Below are 20098 nucleotides of genomic sequence, written 5' to 3'. Positions count from 1 at the left end.
AGAAAGTGGGTCGGGCGGCGAAGCCGCACGAAAGCTGTTGATTTGATGTTGCGTCAGCTCATATCAGACGCAAACAAACTCAAGCAACCCCCAACCCCGGAATCGCCACGATCGCCTCCGGATCAAACCCCGCAATCCGCGCGAAATCCTTCCCGCGCTCCACGTAATCGCGATACATCCCGAAGCTCGGCGCCCCCGGCGACAACAGCACCACGCCCTGTCCGCCCAGCATCGCCTCGGCCTGGTGCATCGCCGAGGCCAGATCCGGCGCGGACGAAAGTGCAAATCCACCCTCGCCCGCCAGGCCTTCCAGCAAGGCACGGATACGCGGGCCATTCGCGCCCAGCGTCACGATGCCCAGTGGCGCCTGCGTGCGCATCGCGTCGGCGAAGTCGTGCCAGTCCAGACCGCGATCATGGCCGCCGACCAGCAGCGCAATGCGCTGGCCGGCGAAGCAGTCCAGCGCGGCCAGCGTGGCGTGTGGCGTGGTGCTGATCGAGTCGTTGACCCAGGTGATGCCATCACGCGTGCCGATCGTCTGCAGGCGGTTGGGCAGCGGCTGGAAGCTCACCGCCGCCGGTGCCAGCGCCGTGGCTTCGAAACCGAGCGCTTCGATCGCCGCCAGCACCGCGCACAGGTTGCCGCGGTTGTGGCGACCCGGCAGCGGCACGGCGCGGGTATCGAACACTTCGGCATCGCCGCGGAACAGCACGTCACCGCGCAAATGCCAGCCGTCCTCGCGGTTGAACCAGACGACACGACTGTCGGGCAATTCCAGCTGCGAAAGCACCGGATCGCGCGCATTGAGCACGGCGGTGCGCGGCTTGGCGCGCGTCACCAGCGCCAGCTTGTCGTCGATGTAGCGCTGCTGGCTGCCGTGCCAGTCCAGGTGTTCGGGGAACAGGTTCAGCACCACGGCCACTTCCGGACGCACGCCGCCATCGGCGACCGCGCCGGTCTGGTAGCTGGACAGCTCGATCGCCCACAGCTCGGGCACGGGTTGCGGGTCCATCACTTCCAGCAGCGGCAGGCCGATGTTGCCGGCGAGTGCGGTGCGATGTCCGCCCGCGCGCAGCAAATGCGCCAGCAGCGCGGTCGTGGTGCTCTTGCCCTTGGTGCCGGTGACGCACACGGTGCGCGCATCGGGATGCTCGGCGAACCACAGCGCGGTGCCGCCCAGCAGGCGCGCACCTGCGGCCTGGGCTTCCAGCGCCTCGGGCGAATATGGGCTGATGCCCGGTGACTTGATCACCACATCGAAGCCGCCCAGCGCGGCGCCGGTGACATCGGTCCGCGGGAACAACAACGGATCTCCCAGCGCCGCGGCCTGCTCGGCTTCAGCGGCGCTGCAGAACAGCGTCAGCGGCTGCGTCGGCAACCGGCTGCGCAGCAGGGCATGGGCGGCGCGGCCTTCGCGCCCCCAGCCCCACAGCGCGACGCGCTGGCCTTCAAGCTGCGAAATTCGCACGCACCTGCTCCCACAGCGCGGGCGGAATGCGGTGCTCGCCTTCAGGCTGCAGCAGCGGCGCGATCTGCAGTTCGGCCGCATCCAGTTGCGGCGCGATCTCGCGGTTGAAGCGCGCCACCAGCGCGTCCTCGCGCCACTCCGGGCGCTGGCCAAGCGCGGCCATCGCCGCGCGCGATTCGCGCCCCTCACCCACGCACTCGAACGGCTTGTGGTCCTGGTACTCCAGCAGCGCGTCGAAGCCAGCGGTCTGCGCCGGATCGTCCAGCAGGTTACGGCCGAAGATGTTCAGCAGGCGCGGCTTGGGCATGAAATTGCTCAGCGCCAGGAACACGAAATGGCACTTGGGGCACATGCCGCACCAGCGGTTCACCGGGCGCTCGCCCAGGATGTGGAAGTTGCGGTTGCAGCTGGAGAAATGCGCGTCGTAGTGATCGGTCTTGGCGAACTGCCGTGCCACGGCCAGCTCGGACAGCGGGCGCAGCAGCGAGTAGTACGACAGATCGGCGGCGACATGACGCTGCACGTGCGCGCCGAACAGCGACTCGAACGCCCAGCCCTTGGACCACTGGTGGTTCACCTCGCCGGTGCCAGGAATCAGACTGCCGTAGCTGGCCGAGCGCTCGTTGGAGAACACCACCTGGTCCACACCGCGCAGCAGCGCGGCCACGACCAGGATCGCCGAGTTGATCGCGGTCACCGGGATGTGGCCGTTGTAGGCGCCCTGGCGGTTGAGTTCGAACAGCGCCGGCGCCAGCGCGCGGCCGATGTTCAAGGTCGCAAGGCCGGTGCGCGCCGCGCATGCGGCGATCAGCTGCGACCCGCCGATCCAGCTCACCGTCTGCGCCACGCCGGCCTGGCGCAGCGCTTCGATCGAGACCAGCGAGTCCTTGCCGCCGCCGATGGCGACCAGCGCATGCGATGCCAGGCCCAGCGCGGGTGCCGCCGCGTCGTCGGCGGCTTCGCTAGCCGGGAAGCGGATGCGCCCATGCAGGTCCAGCCCGTTGCGATAGGCGAACTCGCCCAGGCCGTGGGTGTACACGTCTTCCATCAGCGCAGCGGTATCGGCGTCGATGGGGTCGCCTTCAATCACCAGCTCCGGCGGCACGCCCGCCTTGTAATAGCTCACGCCGGCGATCAGGTGCAGCAGGCGCAGCGCGCGGTGCACGGCCTGCGTGCGCGCCGCATCAAGTGCGAACGGCGCGCCGGGGAAGCTCACCGTCTCCACCAGCTCCGGGCCTTGGTCGAAGGCGTAGCGCAGACGCGCCACGCCGGTGGCCGGGTCGAAATCACAGCCGACGAAGCGGAACTGCTTGACGGTCTCGCGCTGGAAGGTCCACTCAGACATCAATGATCACTTCGTTGGGCAGCTCGCGCTGGTTGTAGGTACTGGCCATGCTGTAGCCGTAGGCGCCGGCGTCGGAGATCGCCATGACATCGCCCGGTGCGGTCGCCACCGGCAAGGCGCGGCGACGGCCGAACACGTCGGAGGATTCGCAGATCGGGCCGACCACGTCGAAGCTCGCCGTGGCCGCATCGTCCAAGCGGCTCAGGTTGGCGATGTCGTGCCAGGCGTCGTACATCGCCGGGCGGATCAGGGTGTTCATGCCGGCGTCCAGGCCGACGCGGCGCACGCCGTCCTTCTCGATGACCTGCGTGGCGCTGGCCAGCAGCACGCCGGCCTCGGCCACCAGGTAACGGCCAGGCTCGATCGCCAGGCGGAAGGCTGGATGCACGGCCTTGACCTCTTCCAGCCCGCGCGACCACGCGACCAGGTCGAAGGGTTCGTCGTCGGCGTGGTACGGGATGGGCAAGCCGCCGCCGATATCGATCACTTCGATGGTGCCGATGCGACGGGCGAAGCCGGCCAGCTCGTCGCACATCAGGCGCCAGTGGCCTTCGGCTTCCACGCCGCTGCCCAGGTGCGCGTGCAGACCGGTGAGGGTGATGCCCAAACCGCGCGCCAGCGCGACGAACTCATCCACGCGCGCCGCCGACAGGCCGAACTTGGAAGCCTTGCCGCCGGTGTTGACCTTCTCGTGGTGGCCGTCGCCGTGGCCCAGGTCCACGCGCACCCACAGCGTGCGGCCCTTGAAGACTTCCGGCCAGTTCTGCAGCGCTTCGACGCTGTCGACGGTGACGTTGACGCCCATGGCGAGCGCCGCCTCGTACTCGCGCTTGGGCGCAAAGCTGGGCGTGAACAGCACGCGCTTGGCTTCGAGCGTCGGCACCGATTCAAACACGTGGCGCAACTCGCCCAGCGACACGCATTCCAGGCCGAAGCCTTCCTCGACCAGGGTGCGCAGGATCGCCGGATGCGAGTTGGCCTTGATCGCGTAGAAGCGGTGGTCGATCTGCGGGATCGCCGCCAGCGCGCGGGCGCGTTCGCGCACCGTCGGCAAGTGATAGGCGTAGGTCGGCGTGCCGGCCGGCGCCAGGTCCAGCAGCTGCGCACGTTGGGTGTGCCACCACGGCGTCTGGCGCGGTCGCACCGCGCCATTGAGTTCGCGCCAGCGCGGGCCGAACACGCTGGCCTCTTCCACCGGCATCGCGCCGGAATCGATCAGCTCGCCGTGCAGGATCGGCAGCAGGCCGTCGGCATCGGCTTCATCGATGACGAAGGTCAGGTTCAAGTCGTTGGACGACTGCGAAATCAGATGGACGCGCTCCTTGCCGAAGGTCGCCCACACATCGGACAGTTTGTGCAGCAGCGAGCGCATGCCGCGGCCGACCAGAGTGATGGCTGCGCACGGCGCGATCACCTTGACCCGGCAGATTTCGGCCAGGTCCGAGGACAGCGCGGCCAGCACGTCGGTGCTGACCAGGTTCTCGGACGGGTCCAGCGACACGGTGACGTTGGTCTCCGATGAACCGATCAGGTCCACCGACAGGCCGTGCTTCTTGAAGCGGGCGAACACATCAGCCAGGAAGCCGACCTGCTGCCACATGCCGATGCCTTCCATCGACACCAGCACGATGCCGTTGCGGCGGCTGATCGCCTTGACGCCCGGCACGGTGACCGCATTGCCGTCGATGCTGGTGCCCGGCAGCTCGGGGCGCTCGGTGTCCAGGATCGCCATCGGCACGCCGGCATCGCGGCACGGCTTGATCGAACGCGGATGCAGCACCTTGGCGCCGGTGGTGGCGATTTCCTGTGCTTCGAAGTAGTCCAGGCGCGTGAGCAGGCGCGCGTCCGGCACTTCCTTCGGATTGGCGCTGAACATGCCCGGCACGTCGGTCCAGATTTCCACGCGCTGCGCCTTGAGCAGCGCGCCGAAATACGCGGCCGAGGTGTCCGAACCGCCGCGCCCCAGGATCGCCGTACCGCCGTCGTTGTGGCGAGCGATGAAGCCCTGGCTGATCAGTACGCGATTGGGCTGGGTACGGAAGCGCGCGCGCCAGTCATCGCTGCCGCGCGGATCGCACGACACCGACAGACGCTGCGCCCACGCGGTCTGGTTGGGGATGGTCATCGCGTCGAGCCACTGCCGCGCATCGCACCAGCCGATATCCAGGCCGTTTGCCGACAGGTACGCCGCGCCGATGGTGGAGGACAGCAGTTCGCCTTGGCCCAGCACTTCGGCCTGCCAGTCCAGCGCGCGGGTCGCCGCACGCGGATCGGTGGCCAGCCCGCGCAGCGCGGCCAGGCGCTCGCCCAGCACGGCGTCGGCATCCAGTTCCAGCTCGGCCAGGAATTCGCGATGGCGCAGTTCCAGCGCGACCACGCGCGCGGCGGTATCGGCGGCGCCGTCGGCAATCGCGGTGAGTTCGTTGGTGACGCCCGAGAGCGCCGAGACCACCACCACCACGCGCGCGTCATTGTCTTCCGCCCGTTTTTTCGCCAGCTTCCCGATGGTGTCCCAGCGATGACGACGCGACACAGAAGTGCCGCCGAACTTGAGCACGATCCAACGATCGTTCGGGGGGGAAGCTGACATGGGGGCTTTGGAGTCTACGATTGGGGAGGAAAAACCCGATCAAACGGGCGGAATCTCCAATTCTAATGGAACCGCCCTCCGAGGACCCGCCCCCGCATGACCCAGCGCCGCTACCTGCAACTCGACGTCTTCGCCCATGCGCCGGGCACCGGCAATCCGCTGGGCGTGGTGGTCGACGCCCATGGCCTGGACAGCGCGGCCATGCAGGCGCTGGCGGCCTGGCTGAATCTGTCGGAGACGATCTTCTTCCTGCCGGTGGGCGGGCACGGCGCCGATTACCACATCCGCATCTTCACCCCGAAGGGCGAGCTGCCCTTCGCCGGCCATCCCAGCGTGGGCGCGGCCTGGGCGGCGCTGGAGATGGGTCTGGTCCGGCCAGAGCACCGCCAGCCCGATGCGTCCGGCCGGACCGCGCTGGTGCAGCAGTGCGCCGCCGGCATGCTGCCGGTGCAGGTCAAGCAAGCCGATGGCGTGCGCCTGGTAGACGTGCGCACGCCGCGTGCGGTGCATCGCCGCGACGTGCCGGCGCCGGACTGGCTGCTGGCGCCGAGTGTCTTTGGCGCGGCCCGCGGCGCGCTACCGCCGGCGCTGCACAACAACGGCCCGGACTGGTGGCTGCTGGAGCTGGCCGACGAGGCTGCGCTGCGCGCGCTTCAACCCGACCAGGCGCTGATCGCCGCCCTGCCCGGCAACGGCAAGCTGGCGGTGTTCGCCCGCAGCCACGGCGGCGAACATGATCTGGCCGTGCGCGCTTTCGCCCCCGGCGTGGGGGTGGCCGAAGATCCGGTCACCGGCAGCGCCAACGGCAGCATCGGCGCCTACCTCGCGGCCAATGACGCCCTGCCCGGCCGCGACGGCCGCTATGTCGCCAGCCAGGGCCGCGAACTCGGCCGCGATGGCCGGGTACTGGTCCAGGTCGATGACGCGCGCGATGTGTGGATCGGCGGCCAGGTGCAGCCGGTCATCCAGGGCCAGATCGCGTGGTGAGCCGAGCCGGCGCGGCCCGCCGCTACCTGCAGCTGGACGTGTTCGCGCAAGGGCCCGGCACCGGCAACCCGCTGGGCGTGATCGCCGACAGCCAGGGCCTGGACAGCGTCGGGATGCAGGCGCTGGCCGCGTGGTTGAACCTGCCCGAGACGATCTTCTTCCTGCCGCCCGACGCCGGCGCCGACTATCGCGTGCGCATCTTCACCCCGGGCTGCGAGCTGCCCTTTGCCGGCCATCCCAGCGTCGGCGCGGCCTGGGCGGCTTTGGCCCTTGGGCTGGCGACGGCGCCGGAAGACCGCCTGGTCCAGCAATGCGCCGCCGGCCTGTTGCCGGTGCGGATCACGCGCGATGCGCAGGGCCTGACTAGCCCGTTCGTCCGTGCCCCACGCGCCCATCCGCTGGACACCACGCCCGCGATGCAGGCCGCGTTCGACCGCGCGACCCAGTGCTGGCCGGCCGCGATCCGCCCGCCGGCGTTGTGGAACAACGGCCCCAGCTGGTGGCTGGTGGAACTGGCCGATGCCGCCAGCGTGCGGGCGCTGCAGCCGGACCTGCAGGCCATCGCCGCGCTCTCGCGGGCCAGCGATGCGACCGGGCTGGCGGTGTTCGCACTGGACGACGGCGGCGAACACGACCTGGTGGTGCGCGCGTTCTGCCCACTGGATGCGCCGTCCACGCCGGAAGACCCGGTGACCGGCAGCGCCAACGCCAGCATCGCCGCGCTGCTGCACGCCGCCGGCGCGTTGCCGGGTCGCGACGGTCATTACCTCGCCAGCCAGGGCCGCGAAGTCGGCCGCGATGGCTTGGTCCAAGTGCAGGTGGACGAGGCAGGCGAGGTCTGGATCGGTGGCCAAGTGCAGGCAGTGATCCAGGCGCAGCTGCACTGGTGAAGCATGGGCGCGCACGGCGGCGCTGCTACCCTGCAGGCCCCCTTCGCAAGCCCGATCCGCCATGACCACCCGCCGTTTCCTGCAGGTCGATGTGTTTTCCCCGCGCCCCGGCTGCGGCAATCCGCTCGCCGTAGTGCTGGATGCGCAGGGCCTGGATGACGCGGCGATGCAGGCGATCGCCCGCTGGACCAAGTTGCCGGAGACCACCTTCGTGTTCCCGGCCGAAGACGACTGCGCCAGCTACCGGCTGCGCATGTTCGCCCCGCAGAAAGAGGTGCCCTTCGCCGGTCATCCCAGCGTCGGCACGGCCCACGCGGTGCTGGCCGCGGGCGTAGCCCAGGCCCACGATGGCGTGCTGGTCCAGGACGGCATCGCCGGCCAGCTGCCGCTGCGGGTGGAGACGATCGACGGCGTCCAGCGCATCGCCATCCGCGTGCCACGCGCGTCGGTGGCCGAGATCGTCGATGCCAGCGATACGCGCCTGGCGCCGGCCATCGCCGGCTGGCCGCTGGGCCCGCTGCCGCCTGCCCTCATGGACGGCGGCCGCAAATGGTGGGTAGTCGAACTGCGCGACGAAGCCAACCTGCGCGGCCTTCAACCGGACTGGGACGCCATCGCCACCCTGGCCGAAGCCGCCGGCGCGATGGGCGTGTTCGCCTATGCGCGCGTGGCCGGCCACGCCGATTACCAGCTGGCGGTGCGGGCCTTCGTCGGCAACGGCCGGCGCTTCGAGGATGCGGCCTCCGGCGCGGCCAACGCGGTGCTGGCGGCGTGGCTGGACAGCCAGGGCGCCCTGCCCGGCATCGACGGCCGCTACGTGGCCAGCCAGGGCCGCGAGGTGGGCTTCGACGCCCTGCTGGAACTGCGCATCGACGCGCAGGGCGAGGTCTGGTCCGGCGGCCAAGTCCAGACCGTGGTCACCGGCACGCTGGACTGGTGAAATCCGCCGCGCGGCGGCCTCATGCCAGCCTACGCCTGTACTGATGCCGAGCGCGCCTCGCCACATTGACGCGATTTGCCCGACAATGCGCGGCGCGCGGCGATCCGCCCGGATCGTCCAACGCGCGCTTCACTGCCCCACATCGGCCCATCGGCCAGGATGACCGGCAACATGAGTGAAAACACGCGCAAGGCCACCGGCACCATCGAGCGCGCGCTCGATGTCCTGGAGGCCATTGGCACCTCCCCCAAGGGCGTGACGTTCGCGGAAATCGCCCAGCAGGTCCAACTGCCGCGTACCACCGCCTACCGCATGCTCAGCGGCCTGATCGAACGCAACCTGGTGCGGCGCGAATCGACCCGGCGTGCGTATCGCCTGGGCTTCGGCGCGCTGCAGCTAAGCCGCGAATCGCACCCGGCGCCGGCGCTGGTGGTCGCGGCCAATATCGAACTCAACTACCTGCGCGCCATCACCGGTGAGACCACCTGCCTGTGGGTGCGCGACGGCCTGGAAGTCATCGCGCTGGAACGCACCCGCGGCGCGCACCGTTCGCAGGGCGACACGCACGTCGGCCAGGGCCGGCTGCTGCATGTCACCGCCGCCGGCAAGGCGCTGCTGGCGGCCATGCGCACCGGCGAGCGCAATCCGTTGCTGGCCCGCCTGCCGATGACGCCATTCACGCCCAGCAGTGCGACCAGCCGCGAGCAGGTCAGTGCGATGATCGCCACGGTCAAGGCGCAGGGCTACGCCATCGACGATGAAGAGAGCCGGCTGGGCGCGCGATGCGTGGCCGCGGTGATCCGCGACATGCAGGGCGTCGTGCGCGGCGCGCTGAGCCTGTCCGGCGCGACCGAGCGCTTCACGCCCGAGCGCATGGCCCAGTTCGGCACCGAACTCACCGAGGCCGCGCAGCGTATCGGCGAACGCCTGGCCGGCACGGTCGAGGTGACCCACGACGACCAGGTCCAGCGCATCGCCGGCCCGGCGGCCAGCGGTGGCGATTTCGCCAGCTGGTCGACCGCGCGCAACTGCTGGTACTGGATCGACAAGGCCACCTCCACCCTGCACTGCGCGCAGGACGCGCAGGACCGCGTGCTGGTCACGCTGGACGTGGAAGCCCGCAGCCTGCACGCCACGCCCAACGGGCTGGAAGTGGTGCACGGCGACGGCATCCTGCGGCTGGATTTCGACGGCAAGGCCGTGCAGCGCCCGCTGGAACGCCGCGGCGGCACCGCGCCGATCGCCGCCTGCGTGCAGCCCGATGGTCGCGAATGGCAGGTCACCCACGATCCGGCCGGCGGCTATCGCATCGCCACCTGGCTGCACACCGGTATCGCCGTGCCCGGCTGGCGCATCGACGACCGCATCGACGCCTTGTGCTGGAACCCGGAAGGCACGCGGCTGTACGCGGCCAGCGCCACCTCCGGCACGCTCTATGAAATGCGCCAGGGCGATGCGCGCATCCGCCGCCTGGCCGTGGTGCCCAAGGCCTCGGGCGAGATCCGCGGGCTGGCCGCCGATGCGCAGGGCGATGTGTGGGTCGCGCTGTACGGCGGCTGGGCCGTGGCGCGGTTCTCGGCCGAAGGCGGGATGATGCAGGAAGTGGTCGGTCTGCCTGTGGCCTGGCCGACCAGCCTGGCCGTGGGCGGACGCGATGGCCGCCAGCTCGCCATCACCACCAGCACCGGACCGGCCGCGACTGACGACACCGCTGCGCCAGCCGATCCGCTGGCGACCGGTCTTTACGTGCTGGTACGCCCGCCGCTGGCCAAGTAACGCGCCGCGCCCTCAGAGCTCGTTGTAGGGCACGCCGCCCTTGGCCTTGGAATCACCGGCAGCCTCGACGATCTGCACGATCACCTGCGGCGGCGTGACTTCGAAGTGTTCCACCACCGCATCGGTGATGGCTTTCATCAGTGCCTTCTTCTGTGCGGCGTTGCGACCTTCGACGGCGTAGACGATGACCTGGGGCATGGGACGTGGGCTCGTGGATGTGGGGACGCGCAGTGTGGCATCCGCGCATCGCAAGGCGCTTGGCATCGCCAGCGCACTGCGTTGCGCGGCACGCGACGGTTGCAGCCGCCAGGCAAAGGAAAAGGGCCTTGCGGCCCCTTTCGATCAGCGCTTTCGCACCCGCTCAGTGCTGCACGGCCGCCACATCCACGCGAACCCGGATGCGGTCGCCCGGATGGTAGGCAGTGCGCGTGTGGTAATCGCGGCCGGCGTATTCGTAGGTGACGTCGTAGCCTTCCACTTCGCCATCGTCGCGCTGGTCGGCGACCGGTTCGCAGACCCGCACGGTGCCGCGCGTGGTGTGCGAATTGTCGTAGACCGACTGGCCCATCGCGGTGCCTGCAGCCGTGCCGACGGCCGTCCCGACCACGCGGCCGGTGCCGCCACCGAAGCGACTGCCCACCACGGCGCCAAGGACGCCACCCACAATCGTGGCACCCACGCGCCCGCCCGGCGTGGACTGGCGCTGGCCGTTGCCGTCGTAGTAATCGCCACCCTGGGTATAGCTGTCGTCGGCGGCGCGGTCGTAGCACTGCTGCCTGGGCGGTGGCGGCGGCGCGATGATCGGGTCCACGCGCACGACACGGGCATAGTCGTAATCACCGCCATCGCGGCTGTCGTAGCGGTTGTCGTCGTCGCGATCGCCATCGCGATCAACGGCATTGCCATTGCCGTAGGTCTGGCTGTAGTAGTCGGCATAGCGCGACTGCGCGGCGGCAGGACCGATGCAGGTCAGGCCCAGCAACGCGATGACAAGGGTGGAGCGGATCATGGAAGGTCTCCCGCGCCGTTGCGGCGCAGGTGCATCGTCGATGTCACGGGGTGAAACGGTCCTGAACCGGACCGTCACGCGCTATCGCGTTCAACCACGCGACAGCCAGCGGCCTGCGCCGCAGCGCACCCGGCCCGTTGCAGGCCGGATGCGAAGTGCCTTGGATCAGCTGGCGAACTCGGTTTCCAGGCTCATCGGCACGGCCTTGAGCGCCTTGGACACCGGGCAATTCTCCTTGGCGTTCTCGGCGATCTCCTTGAACTTGGCCGCGTCGATGCCCGGCACCACGCCCTTCACCTTGAGGCGGATGTGCGAGAGCGTTGGGCCGCCTTCCATCGACAGGTCCACTTCGGCACGCGTATCGAGCGAGGTAGGCGGCGAGCCGGCTTCGGTCAGCATGTTGGACAGCGCCATGGTGAAGCAGCCGGCGTGTGCGGCGGCGATGAGTTCTTCCGGGTTGGTGCCCTTCTGGTCGCCGAAGCGACTGTTGAAACCGTAAGGCGTATCGGACAGCAGGCCGCTCTGCGGCGTGGAGATCTTGCCCTTGCCCGACTTCAGATCTCCTTCCCAATGTGCGGTGGCGGGACGCGAAATACCCATGACGATGCTCCTGTGGCGGACGGAAAAGAACGCTGAGCCTAGTCGCCCGGATGTAAGCGCACCGTGCCGGTGACGCGGCATCACGATGACCTTCCACCTGCACTTCGCGCATTCGCGTGACGCAGCGCGGCAAGGCATTTTGAGGCTTCGCGAATTGGCACCGCTGATGCATCCAGCGTCATCGCAGATGCACGACAAACCCTCCATTGGTCGAAAAACACGGAAAAACCGAGAAAAATACGGCGTTTCCCCTTGGCGACAAGGCGCGCTTGCCCTACATTCCGCATGCCGACCGTTTCGGCCCGAACAACCCACCAAACACGGTACAACAGGACACATATGGCAAAGACCACCAAGAAGGTAGCGACCAAGAAGGTTGCCAAGACCGCCGCCAAGCCGGCCGCCCCCAAGCCGATCAAGGAAGCCCTGACCAAGTCGGGCCTGGTCGCCCACGTCGCCGAGAACAGCGGCGTTGCTCCGAAGGACGTGCGCGCCGTGATGGCTGCGCTGCAGTCGGCCATCCAGGGCTCGATCAGCAAGAAGGGCGCAGGCAGCTTCACCCTGCCGGGCCTGCTGAAGATCAAGACCGTCAGCGTCGCGGCCAAGCCGAAGCGCAAGGGCATCAACCCCTTCACCAAGGAAGAGCAGTGGTTCGCCGCCAAGCCGGCTTCCACCAAGGTGAAGATCCTGCCGATGAAGGCACTGAAGGACTCCGCGGTCTGATTCAGGCGCAGCCTCCAGGCAATATCTACTCGGGACGGCTCAGGCCGTCCCGAGTCGTTTTGAGGCATATGACAATCCGATCAGGCGCACGCCGGCTTGATCCTTCACTCATCGCGCTGCGGGCAGGCTGATCGCATGTCCAGCGTCTCTCCCCCGCTCGATCCGACCCAGCGCGCACGCCGCGTGCTCGCACCCTTGGTGTTCCTGGCGCTGTTGGGCTTCTGCGCGGCGTGGGCCTGGCGCCAGCCGTTCCTCGATACGCCGAAGATGCTCTGGCGCCTCACGCGCATGGCACCGGCGCAGCAGCTGCCCTCGCCGGTGGAAGGCGTGCGCGCCAGCCGGATCGCAGACACCTTCGGCGCACCACGCGGACGCGATCGCACGCATGCCGGCGTGGACATCTTCGCGGCACGCGGCACGCCGGTGTTGAGCGCCACGCCGGGCGTGGTGACCTCGATCCGAGAAGGCGGCCTGGGCGGCAAGCAGGTGTGGGTGCTGGGGCCGGGCAACGAGCGCTATTACCACGCGCACCTGGACGGCTGGGCGCCGCAACTGCACGAAGGACAGAGCGTCCTGCCGGGCGACCTGCTCGGCTACGTGGGCACCACCGGCAACGCGCGCGGCACGCCGCCACACCTGCATTACGGCGTCTATGGGCGCGATGGCGCGCGTGATCCGCTGCCTGCCCTGCGCGCCTGGCGACCGCCCGACACGCTGGAACACTGAGTCGCGCCCCACCGGCTCGCGGCGGGCACCGCGCGCTCCTACCTTGGAGTCCTGTTCCCCAGTCGCTGTGTACGCCATGGGCTCCCGACCGCACCGCTACCGCATCACCATCACGCCCGTCGAAGACGACGGCTATCCGTGCAGCGATCGCTGCAGCATCGAGTTCGAACACCGCGCCACCCAGGACTGGATGCGGTTGCTGGAAAACGTCCAGCGCCATCGCCAGCTCAGCGCAGACGAACGCGCCGCCACCCTGATCAGCAGCCGCCTGCTGCAGGACCTGGCGCAGCGCCATCGCACCGGCACCGAAGATCCGTTCGGGCCATTGGAACCTGCGCTGGAGCGCTTCATCGCCGGACTCGACCCCCGCCGCTGAATCCACCGCGCACGGCCCGGCTGCGCCAGTACACTGCGCCGCATCGCCACCTGCCGGGCCTGACATGCGCGTTGCCTGCCTCCTTCTGCTGAGCCTGCTGGTGGGCGGTTGCTCGTGCAGCCGCAAGCCCGATCCCAAGACCACGATCGCCTCCACCGCCACGCTGCCGCCCGCGCCCACGCCGGACCCGGCCGAGGTGGCTGCCGCGCAGCGCGTGGAGGCCATGCGCGAGGAGCAGCGCAGCAACTTCCACGAGGCCGCCGGCACTCTGCACCGCTACCTCGGCGCCTTGGCCGCGGGCGATTTATCCGTCGCCGATACGCTGTGGGTCGGCGGCCAACCACCGCCGGCGCCGGACGACGCCGCGCTGCGTGCGCTGGGGCGCTACTCGGCCCACATCAACACCGACACCCCAAAGCCGCTGGATCCGGATGAATTCCCCTCGCGTGCGCTGGAAATCCCGGTGCGCCTGCGCCTGAGCGATGCGCAGGGCAACGTGCAGCGCTGGGACGGCTGGTATCGGCTGCGACGCAAGATCGGCAACGACGGCTGGGAGATTTCCACCGCCTCGATGCGACCCCAGATCGATTGAGGCCCGGTTCACCGGCCGGGCTTAAGGTGTGCCGGGCGCATTGGGCGCATCGCTTCGGAAACTTCCCATGCAGGCATCGTTGATCACCCGCGTGCGCGCGGCCGTCGTGGCACTGGCCCTGGTGGCTGGCTCCATCACCGCTGCGGCTTGGGCGCAGGGCACGCCCTCCAACACCTTGTCGGTCACCGCGCAGCAGGTGCAGGGTTACCTGCAGGCCGAATTCCCGCGCGATTTCGATGCGCTGGGCGGGCTGGTGTCGATGACCGCCAGTAATCCGCAGCTGACCATCCCGCGCGAAGGCAACCGCGTGCAGATGCAGTTTGACGCCAGCGCCAGCGGCAATCCGCTGGGCCGGGTCTGGCTGAGCAGCGGCCTGCGCTACGACCCGCAGAAGATGGCGCTGTTCCTGGATGCGCCGACGGTGGATCGCGTCACGCCCACCAATGGGCATGAACTGCGCGAGCGCGACCGCCAGCTGGTCAGCCTGTTCCTGCAGGACTATGCGCATAGCGAGCCGCTGTATCAGCTGGACCCGAAACTGCTGGCCAACTTCGGCGACGTGCGCGTGGAATCGGCGCGCGTCGAGCAAGGCCAGATCAAGGTGCAGTTCAACCAGCCCGTCGGCATGCCGGACCTGAGCGATGCGAAATAAGATCATCCGCGGCCGCCTGATGCTGCTGTCCGCCGGCGCGATCGCGCTGGTGGCACTGGTGGCGTGCGGACCGGACACGGTCGCGCCTTCGGCCGCGACACCGCCTGCTGCGGATGAGGTGGCGCCTGCTGCTTCGGCGCCGGCAACGACTTCACCTGCCGCGCCGACGCAGGCACCGCCCGCGCCGGCCGATGCGCTCGAAGTGCCGCCGGCGATGTCCAGCGCACCCGAACATTCCGCCGAAGCGCACGATGACACCGCCGCCACGCCCGAAGCCGCCGAAGACACCGTGCGCCGCTACTACGCCGCGGTCGATGCCAAGGACTACGCCACCGCCTACGCGCTGTGGGGCCACAACGGGCAAGCCAGTCGGCAGACCTTCGAGGGCTTCGTCAACGGCTACGCCAAGACGACCTCGGCGCAGGCCACCGTCGGCAAGGCGTTCAATGCCGAAGGCGCGGCGGGTTCGCGCTATATCCAGGTGCCGGTGGACCTGGCCAGCACGCGCAGCGACGGCAGCACGCGCCACTACCGCGGCAATTTCACCCTCAAGGCGGTGATGGCCGACGGGGCCACGCCGGAGCAGCGCCAGTGGCACCTGGATTCGGCCGATCTGGAAGGCTACGAGCCGGCGCCCGCCAAGCCCTGATTTCTCGCCCGCATTCCGCTTGCCAACACGAGGCGCGACCCGCAAGGATCGCGCCTCACTGCATTGCACGCGCGCGCTTGGCGCTCAGCCCATGTGCCAGCCGTGACTGACCAGGATGCTCTGCCCGGTCAGCGCCGCACTGGGGAATTCGCACAGGAACTTCACCGTCTGCGCCACGTCTTCCAGCGTGGTGAACGTGCCATCGACCGTGCTGCCCAGCATCACGCGTTTGACCACCTCGTCCTCGCTGATGCCCAGCGTGGCGGCCTGCTCGGGGATCTGCTTGTCCACCAGCGGCGTGCGCACGAAGCCCGGGCACACCACGTGGCTGCGCACGCCGCGCGGGCCGCCTTCCTTGGCCAGCGTGCGGGCCAGGCCCAGCAAGCCATGCTTGGCGGTGACGTAAGCCGATTTGAGCGGCGAGGCCTCGTGCGAATGCGCCGAGCCCATGTAGATCACCGTGCCGCCGCGCTTGCCGGCATACATCGCCGGCAGCACCGCCTTGGTGGTGAGGAAGGCGCCATCGAGGTGGATCGCCAGCAGCCGCTTCCAGTCGGCGAAAGCGAAGTCCTGGATCGGCGCCACGATCTGGATGCCGGCGTTGGCGATGAGGATGTCCACCGGCCCCAGTTCGGCTGCGACCTGGGCGATGCCGGCGTTGACCGCGGCCTCGTCGGTGACATCCATCGCCACGCCCAGCGCGGTGCCACCTTCAGCCTTCACCTGCGCGGCAACGGCCTGCGCGCCGTCGAGGTTCAGATCGGCGATGGCCACGCGCGCACCGGCGCGGGCCAGGGTGAAGGCGATTTCCTTGCCGATGCCGCTGGCGGCACCGGTGATGACGGCCACCTGGCCATCGAGCGAACGGGACATGCAGGCAACTCCGCGAGGACGACAGGCCGCCAGTGTCGCCCAGGCGCGTGAGTGGAATGTGCCGTCAAAGCTCGAAGCGATAGCTGAACTTCACCAACAGCTGCTCGTCGTTGCGCAGCCGCAGCGCGTCGGTCAGCAGGCTGCCGATGGTGTCGCTGCGATCGGTTTCGTCATAGCCGCCGCGCGCGTAGACGATGTACAGGTCCGACATCGGCGCCACCTCGTAGCGGTAGCGCACCTGGAAGCCCAGGTTGCGCACGCTGAAATCCGACACCGCCTCGCCGCTGTCCACCGGGCGCGTGCCCAGCACGCGATAGGCACCGATGGCCTGTGCGTCGATCGCCAGCGCCTGCAGCTTGATGCGCAGCTCCTGGCGGTTGGCCAGGTTCCAGGTCAGGCCGGTGTTGAAGTGCCACTCGCGGCCGTTGTACAGGCCGACCAGGTTGTCGGACTGCCACACCGACCAGGCCGGCGAATGATCCGCGTAACCGCCCACGTACACGCTGAAATCGTCGTTGACGAAGTACGTCGCGGTGTAGTCCACGCTGTAGGTCAGCGCGCTGGCATCGGTGATGCTGCCGCGCTCGGCCCACAGTTCCAGCTCGTGCGCCCAGCGGCCCTTGCGCGGCCGGGTGTACTCGTAGACGAACTGGGTGTTGAACGGCTGCTCCACCGAACCATGCCCGCGGGTGAGCAGGTCGTCCACGCCGGCATCGTTGAAGTTGACCTGCACGAACTCCTCGCTGCCGTCGCGCAGGTTGCCCTGGCGGCTGATCCGCAGCTGCTTGTTGAGCACTTCGCCGTGGTCGTTGTTGACCTGGCTGATGCGCCAGCGCCAGTCCTTGGAGGCATAGCGAGAGGCCGCCGGCTGCTCGGGGAAGCGCTTGCGCACTTCCCAGTGGCCGTAATTGAGGCTGTTCTGCGAGAGATAGCCGGCGTCGTTGAGCTGCAGTTCGCTGCCGAAATGCATCGCGATCCACTGCTGGCGCCAGCCGTGGTCCATCTCGTAATCGGCCCAGACCGTGCCGCCGGTATCGCGCGAGGTCTCGCCGGACTGCTCGACCTGGCTGCCGAGCAGGCGGGTGCGGATGTTCCAGCGCGCGTTCGGCCGCCAGTTGTGGTCGATGCCCATGACGGTGGCCTCGCGATCCAGCCACGGCCGCTCGACCTGGGTAACCATGAGGCCCAGATTCTGCGTGCTGAAGTCGCGTACCAGCCGCAGCGCGCGGAACGAGCGCCCCGCCTCGCCGTCTTCCTCGGCATAGAACACGCCGTACTTGGTTGCGCCGATGCTGCCGTTGACCTTGACCGCCGCGCCGATGTCGGCCGCGCCGCGCCCGTCGTCCGAGGGGCCGCCAATGCGCCGGGTATAGAGCAGCTGGCTGAAATCCGAGGGCGTGGTGAACTCGAACAGCCCCTGGTTCTCGGTGAAGAACGGCCGCTTGTCGCTCACATACGTTTCGGTGGCATCGAAGTTCACCACCAGGTCGTCGCTCTCGACCTGGCCGAAATCCGGGTTGACCGTGGCGGTCATCTGGAACTGGCCATTGGGCTTCCAGAACACGTCCACACCGCCGTTGACGTCGGTACCGCCGTGGATGTTGTCGTACAGGCCGGACATATAGGGCGTGATCGCCAGCAGCGACTGCTGGTAATCGGCCACTTCCACCTGGGCGAAATCGGACAGGAAGCGCGGACGCTCGAAACTGGCCGCCGGCCAGGCCATGCGCTCGCCGGTCGAGCCGATCACGCGATCCAGGTAGACCTTCATCCGGCGCGTGTCGCCGCTGGCCTTGTGCATCGGCGCGATGTACCAGGGGATCAGTAGTTCCACCGACCAGCTGGCGTCGTCCTCGCTGACGGCGTGCTTCCAGTTGCCGTCCCAGTCCTGGCTGAAGTGGTTCTCGTTGGTGACGATGGCATCGTTGATGCCGTCGGTGGACGACACCACGAAGTTGTAGCCGGTGCGCCCGTCACCATCGAAGTCGACCATCACGTTGACCCGGTCGACCTGATCCTCGAAATCGCGCCGCACCTTCTGCCGGGTGCGCGGCACGCCGGCCGGCTGCACGTTGCGGAACGCGATCGCCAGCCCTTGCGGCGTGGCCAGGATCCAGGCTTCGGTCGGCTGGGTGCCCGGCGCGCGCGTGAGCGGCTGCACCTGTCTGAAATCGGTGATGTGCTGGGCACCGGCCCATTCGGCCGGATCGATCCGGCCATCGATTTCCACCGCACCGGCGGGCATCGCCAACGCCATCAACAGGCTTGTCGCCAACACTGAGCCACGCATGGCCTGCTCCCTCTCTCCGGCAGGCGCTGGCCTGCTCCGGTGCGTACATTAGGAAGCTTGCCGGCGCGTGCCGACTGGCATGAGTCATTGCAACCTTTTGCCTGCGGCGTGCATCCACGGGAGCGGCGCGTTGCAGGCGCCTAGCGTAAGGGGGCTTTCATTCGCCCCGCCGCGCCAGGCGTGTCATCTGTCTCCGGATAGGCCGCGTTGGGTCTGCAAGGCCGTCAGCTTCGTGTCGCGTGGCGCCGTGGCTGACTGGCCGTCAGCTCAAGCCACGCGGCGCGGAGATGGCGGCCTTGCAGGCCCAACCCGAAGGGCAGTTCCTGCGCGACCTGTCTGGAGATGGATGACACGCCTTACTTTAGCGCTTGGGCTGGAGCATCGTCCCGGTGCACTTCTTCGAGCCGCAGCGGCAGGCCCAGACCTTCTTCAGGCGGGCGGTGTGCGGCTCGGCCAGGGTGATGCCGTAGTTGTAGGTCAGCTCTTCGCCGGCCTTGATGTTGCGCAGCGCTTCGATCACCACCTTGTCCTTGGTGCGGTCGCTGCCGTCGTGCTCCTCGATCAGCGCTTCGCAGTTGGGATCGCAGCTGTGGTTGATCCAGCGGGCGCTGTTGCCGCCGCGCGCACCGTCGATCACGTACTCGTCGTTGAGCGTGAACAGGAAGGTGTGGCCGCTCTCCACGTCGCCGCCCTCGTCGGCGTCGACCTGCGCGTGGGTGCGCCGTTCGCCCTTGTATTCGATCAGCCGCTCGCCTTTCTTGATGGCCGCAACGGAGAACATGCCGTTGCCGTGGATGGCGGATTTGCGGGTGGCGATCTTGCGCGGCATTGAAGCGTCCGTGTGGGAAGTCTCCGGGCATTGTGGCGGGGCGGCGTGATTCCCGCCACTGACTTGATCGTGCAGGCCTCGGCGCTGCGCGCTCGCATGCACTCAGTGCGCACGACGGAGCGCTCATCAATCATCCGTGCGCACCGATGCATTGCTCCCCGCTGCCGTCTCCGCCAAGGACAGGCTTCAGCCGCTTTCCGAAGACCAACACCGGCCGGCCAGGCAGCCTGAACTCCACCATGCGACCGGGGTTTGAGTCACGGATCGCAAAAGCGTACAATTTCGGTCCACTTTCGCAGTCCCCACCCCGCCATGCTGCGCGTCACCAAGCTCACCGACTACGCCACCGTGCTGCTGACCGTCCTGGCCAGCCGCGTCGGCGAAGTCCTCAGCGCCACTGAACTGGCCGAGGCCTCCGGCCTGGAAGCCACCACCGTCAGCAAGGTGCTCAAGCCGCTGGCCCAGGCCGGCCTGGTCGAAGGCCTGCGCGGCGTGCACGGCGGCTACCGCCTGGCCCATGCGGCCAGCGATATCAGCCTGGTGCAGATCATCGAGGCCATGGAAGGGCCGCTGGCCATCACCGAATGCAGCCAGCAGGACAGCCAGTGCGGCATCGCCCACCAGTGCGGGGCGCGCGCCAACTGGCGCCTGATCAACGACGTGGTCGCCGACGCCCTGCGCGGCATGACCCTGGCGCAGATGCTGCAGCCCGTCGCCTCCTCTTCCACTCCCGATACGCGCCGCCGTCCCATCGCCGCGCATGTCGCCAGCTAACCCGTAGGC

At 68.5% G+C, this 20098-nt stretch carries 20 protein-coding genes; 11 read left to right on the top strand and 9 right to left on the bottom strand.

The genetic code is table 11. From position 1 onward, the window contains the following. Positions 1-79 precede the first annotated feature (79 nt). From murD to BMZ17_RS12470, 3 genes are read right to left on the bottom strand one after another with little or no spacing between them, the layout of a single operon-like run. A complete protein-coding gene (murD, locus tag BMZ17_RS12480) occupies positions 80-1468 on the bottom strand; it encodes a UDP-N-acetylmuramoyl-L-alanine--D-glutamate ligase (RefSeq protein ID WP_093138892.1) in 1389 nt (462 codons plus the stop codon). After that, complete coding sequence (gene murL / locus BMZ17_RS12475) at positions 1449-2813, bottom strand: UDP-N-acetyl-alpha-D-muramoyl-L-alanyl-L-glutamate epimerase (RefSeq protein WP_093138891.1); 1365 nt, start codon at positions 2811-2813, stop codon at positions 1449-1451. The genes murD and murL overlap by 20 nt, the downstream gene beginning before the upstream one ends. Continuing rightward, a complete protein-coding gene (locus BMZ17_RS12470; protein ID WP_093138890.1) occupies positions 2806-5403 on the bottom strand; it encodes a bifunctional aspartate kinase/diaminopimelate decarboxylase in 2598 nt (865 codons plus the stop codon). Before BMZ17_RS12470 ends, murL begins: the two co-directional genes overlap by 8 nt. Positions 5404-5499: 96 nt before the next feature. Between BMZ17_RS12470 and BMZ17_RS12465 the strand changes: the two genes are divergently transcribed. The 4 genes from BMZ17_RS12465 (at position 5500) to BMZ17_RS12450 (ending at position 9996) form a co-directional block, all read left to right on the top strand. Further along, positions 5500-6390 carry a PhzF family phenazine biosynthesis protein gene (locus BMZ17_RS12465; protein WP_093138889.1) on the top strand — a complete coding sequence of 297 codons (891 nt, stop codon included), beginning with the start codon at positions 5500-5502 and terminating at the stop codon, positions 6388-6390. Continuing rightward, positions 6387-7280 carry a PhzF family phenazine biosynthesis protein gene (locus BMZ17_RS12460; protein WP_093139700.1) on the top strand — a complete coding sequence of 298 codons (894 nt, stop codon included), beginning with the start codon at positions 6387-6389 and terminating at the stop codon, positions 7278-7280. Before BMZ17_RS12465 ends, BMZ17_RS12460 begins: the two co-directional genes overlap by 4 nt. A gap of 61 nt (positions 7281-7341) precedes the next feature. Further along, positions 7342-8220: a PhzF family phenazine biosynthesis protein gene (locus BMZ17_RS12455; RefSeq protein ID WP_093138888.1), complete on the top strand. Its 879-nt coding sequence runs from the start codon at positions 7342-7344 to the stop codon at positions 8218-8220. 171 nt (positions 8221-8391) lie between these two features. Then, positions 8392-9996 (top strand): IclR family transcriptional regulator domain-containing protein, encoded by a 1605-nt coding sequence (locus tag BMZ17_RS12450; RefSeq protein ID WP_175485572.1) that lies wholly within the window; start codon positions 8392-8394, stop codon positions 9994-9996. A gap of 12 nt (positions 9997-10008) precedes the next feature. Here BMZ17_RS12450 and BMZ17_RS12445 read toward each other — a convergent pair whose 3' ends face one another. The 3 genes from BMZ17_RS12445 to BMZ17_RS12435 all read right to left on the bottom strand — a co-directional run bounded on the left by BMZ17_RS12445 (position 10009) and on the right by BMZ17_RS12435 (position 11605). Beyond that, a complete protein-coding gene (locus BMZ17_RS12445) occupies positions 10009-10194 on the bottom strand; it encodes a tautomerase family protein (protein WP_093138886.1) in 186 nt (61 codons plus the stop codon). A gap of 163 nt (positions 10195-10357) precedes the next feature. Beyond that, positions 10358-11005 (bottom strand): glycine zipper 2TM domain-containing protein, encoded by a 648-nt coding sequence (locus tag BMZ17_RS12440; RefSeq protein ID WP_093138885.1) that lies wholly within the window; start codon positions 11003-11005, stop codon positions 10358-10360. 165 nt (positions 11006-11170) lie between these two features. Next, positions 11171-11605, bottom strand: a complete 435-nt coding sequence (locus BMZ17_RS12435; RefSeq protein WP_093138884.1) for an OsmC family protein — start codon at positions 11603-11605, stop codon at positions 11171-11173. Between the two features lie 339 nt (positions 11606-11944). Between BMZ17_RS12435 and BMZ17_RS12430 the strand changes: the two genes are divergently transcribed. The 6 genes from BMZ17_RS12430 (at position 11945) to BMZ17_RS12405 (ending at position 15323) form a co-directional block, all read left to right on the top strand. Beyond that, complete coding sequence (locus BMZ17_RS12430) at positions 11945-12328, top strand: HU family DNA-binding protein (RefSeq protein ID WP_093138883.1); 384 nt, start codon at positions 11945-11947, stop codon at positions 12326-12328. Positions 12329-12463: 135 nt separating this feature from the next. After that, positions 12464-13054, top strand: coding sequence for a M23 family metallopeptidase (locus tag BMZ17_RS12425; protein ID WP_093138882.1), 591 nt, complete (start codon positions 12464-12466; stop codon positions 13052-13054). Positions 13055-13130: 76 nt separating this feature from the next. Next, positions 13131-13430, top strand: a complete 300-nt coding sequence (locus BMZ17_RS12420; protein ID WP_093138881.1) for a DUF3861 domain-containing protein — start codon at positions 13131-13133, stop codon at positions 13428-13430. 64 nt (positions 13431-13494) lie between these two features. Beyond that, on the top strand, positions 13495-14022 hold the full coding sequence (locus BMZ17_RS12415) for a hypothetical protein (protein WP_093138880.1): 528 nt from the start codon (positions 13495-13497) through the stop codon (positions 14020-14022). A gap of 67 nt (positions 14023-14089) precedes the next feature. Continuing rightward, positions 14090-14674, top strand: a complete 585-nt coding sequence (locus tag BMZ17_RS12410) for a YceB family lipoprotein (RefSeq protein ID WP_093138879.1) — start codon at positions 14090-14092, stop codon at positions 14672-14674. Continuing rightward, a complete protein-coding gene (locus BMZ17_RS12405; protein WP_093138878.1) occupies positions 14664-15323 on the top strand; it encodes a hypothetical protein in 660 nt (219 codons plus the stop codon). Before BMZ17_RS12410 ends, BMZ17_RS12405 begins: the two co-directional genes overlap by 11 nt. A gap of 84 nt (positions 15324-15407) precedes the next feature. On the opposite strand, the gene BMZ17_RS12400 is transcribed toward BMZ17_RS12405, so the two are convergent. The 3 genes from BMZ17_RS12400 to BMZ17_RS12390 all read right to left on the bottom strand — a co-directional run bounded on the left by BMZ17_RS12400 (position 15408) and on the right by BMZ17_RS12390 (position 19315). Further along, complete coding sequence (locus BMZ17_RS12400) at positions 15408-16196, bottom strand: 3-hydroxybutyrate dehydrogenase (protein ID WP_093138877.1); 789 nt, start codon at positions 16194-16196, stop codon at positions 15408-15410. A gap of 64 nt (positions 16197-16260) precedes the next feature. Further along, the gene (locus BMZ17_RS12395) at positions 16261-18486 is read right to left on the bottom strand and encodes a DUF5916 domain-containing protein (protein ID WP_093138876.1); all 2226 of its coding nucleotides are present in this window, start codon (positions 18484-18486) and stop codon (positions 16261-16263) included. Between the two features lie 361 nt (positions 18487-18847). Then, complete coding sequence (locus BMZ17_RS12390; RefSeq protein ID WP_093138875.1) at positions 18848-19315, bottom strand: SET domain-containing protein; 468 nt, start codon at positions 19313-19315, stop codon at positions 18848-18850. Between the two features lie 312 nt (positions 19316-19627). Here BMZ17_RS12390 and BMZ17_RS12385 point away from each other — a divergent pair, with 312 nt between their 5' ends. Then, positions 19628-20089 carry an SUF system Fe-S cluster assembly regulator gene (locus tag BMZ17_RS12385; RefSeq protein ID WP_093138874.1) on the top strand — a complete coding sequence of 154 codons (462 nt, stop codon included), beginning with the start codon at positions 19628-19630 and terminating at the stop codon, positions 20087-20089. Positions 20090-20098 lie beyond the last annotated feature (9 nt).

This window comes from Pseudoxanthomonas sp. GM95 (assembly GCF_900109775.1).
Classification (GTDB): domain Bacteria; phylum Pseudomonadota; class Gammaproteobacteria; order Xanthomonadales; family Xanthomonadaceae; genus Pseudoxanthomonas_A.
The sequence above is the reverse complement of the archived record's forward strand: the minus strand, read 5'-3'. Positions and strand labels throughout refer to the sequence as shown.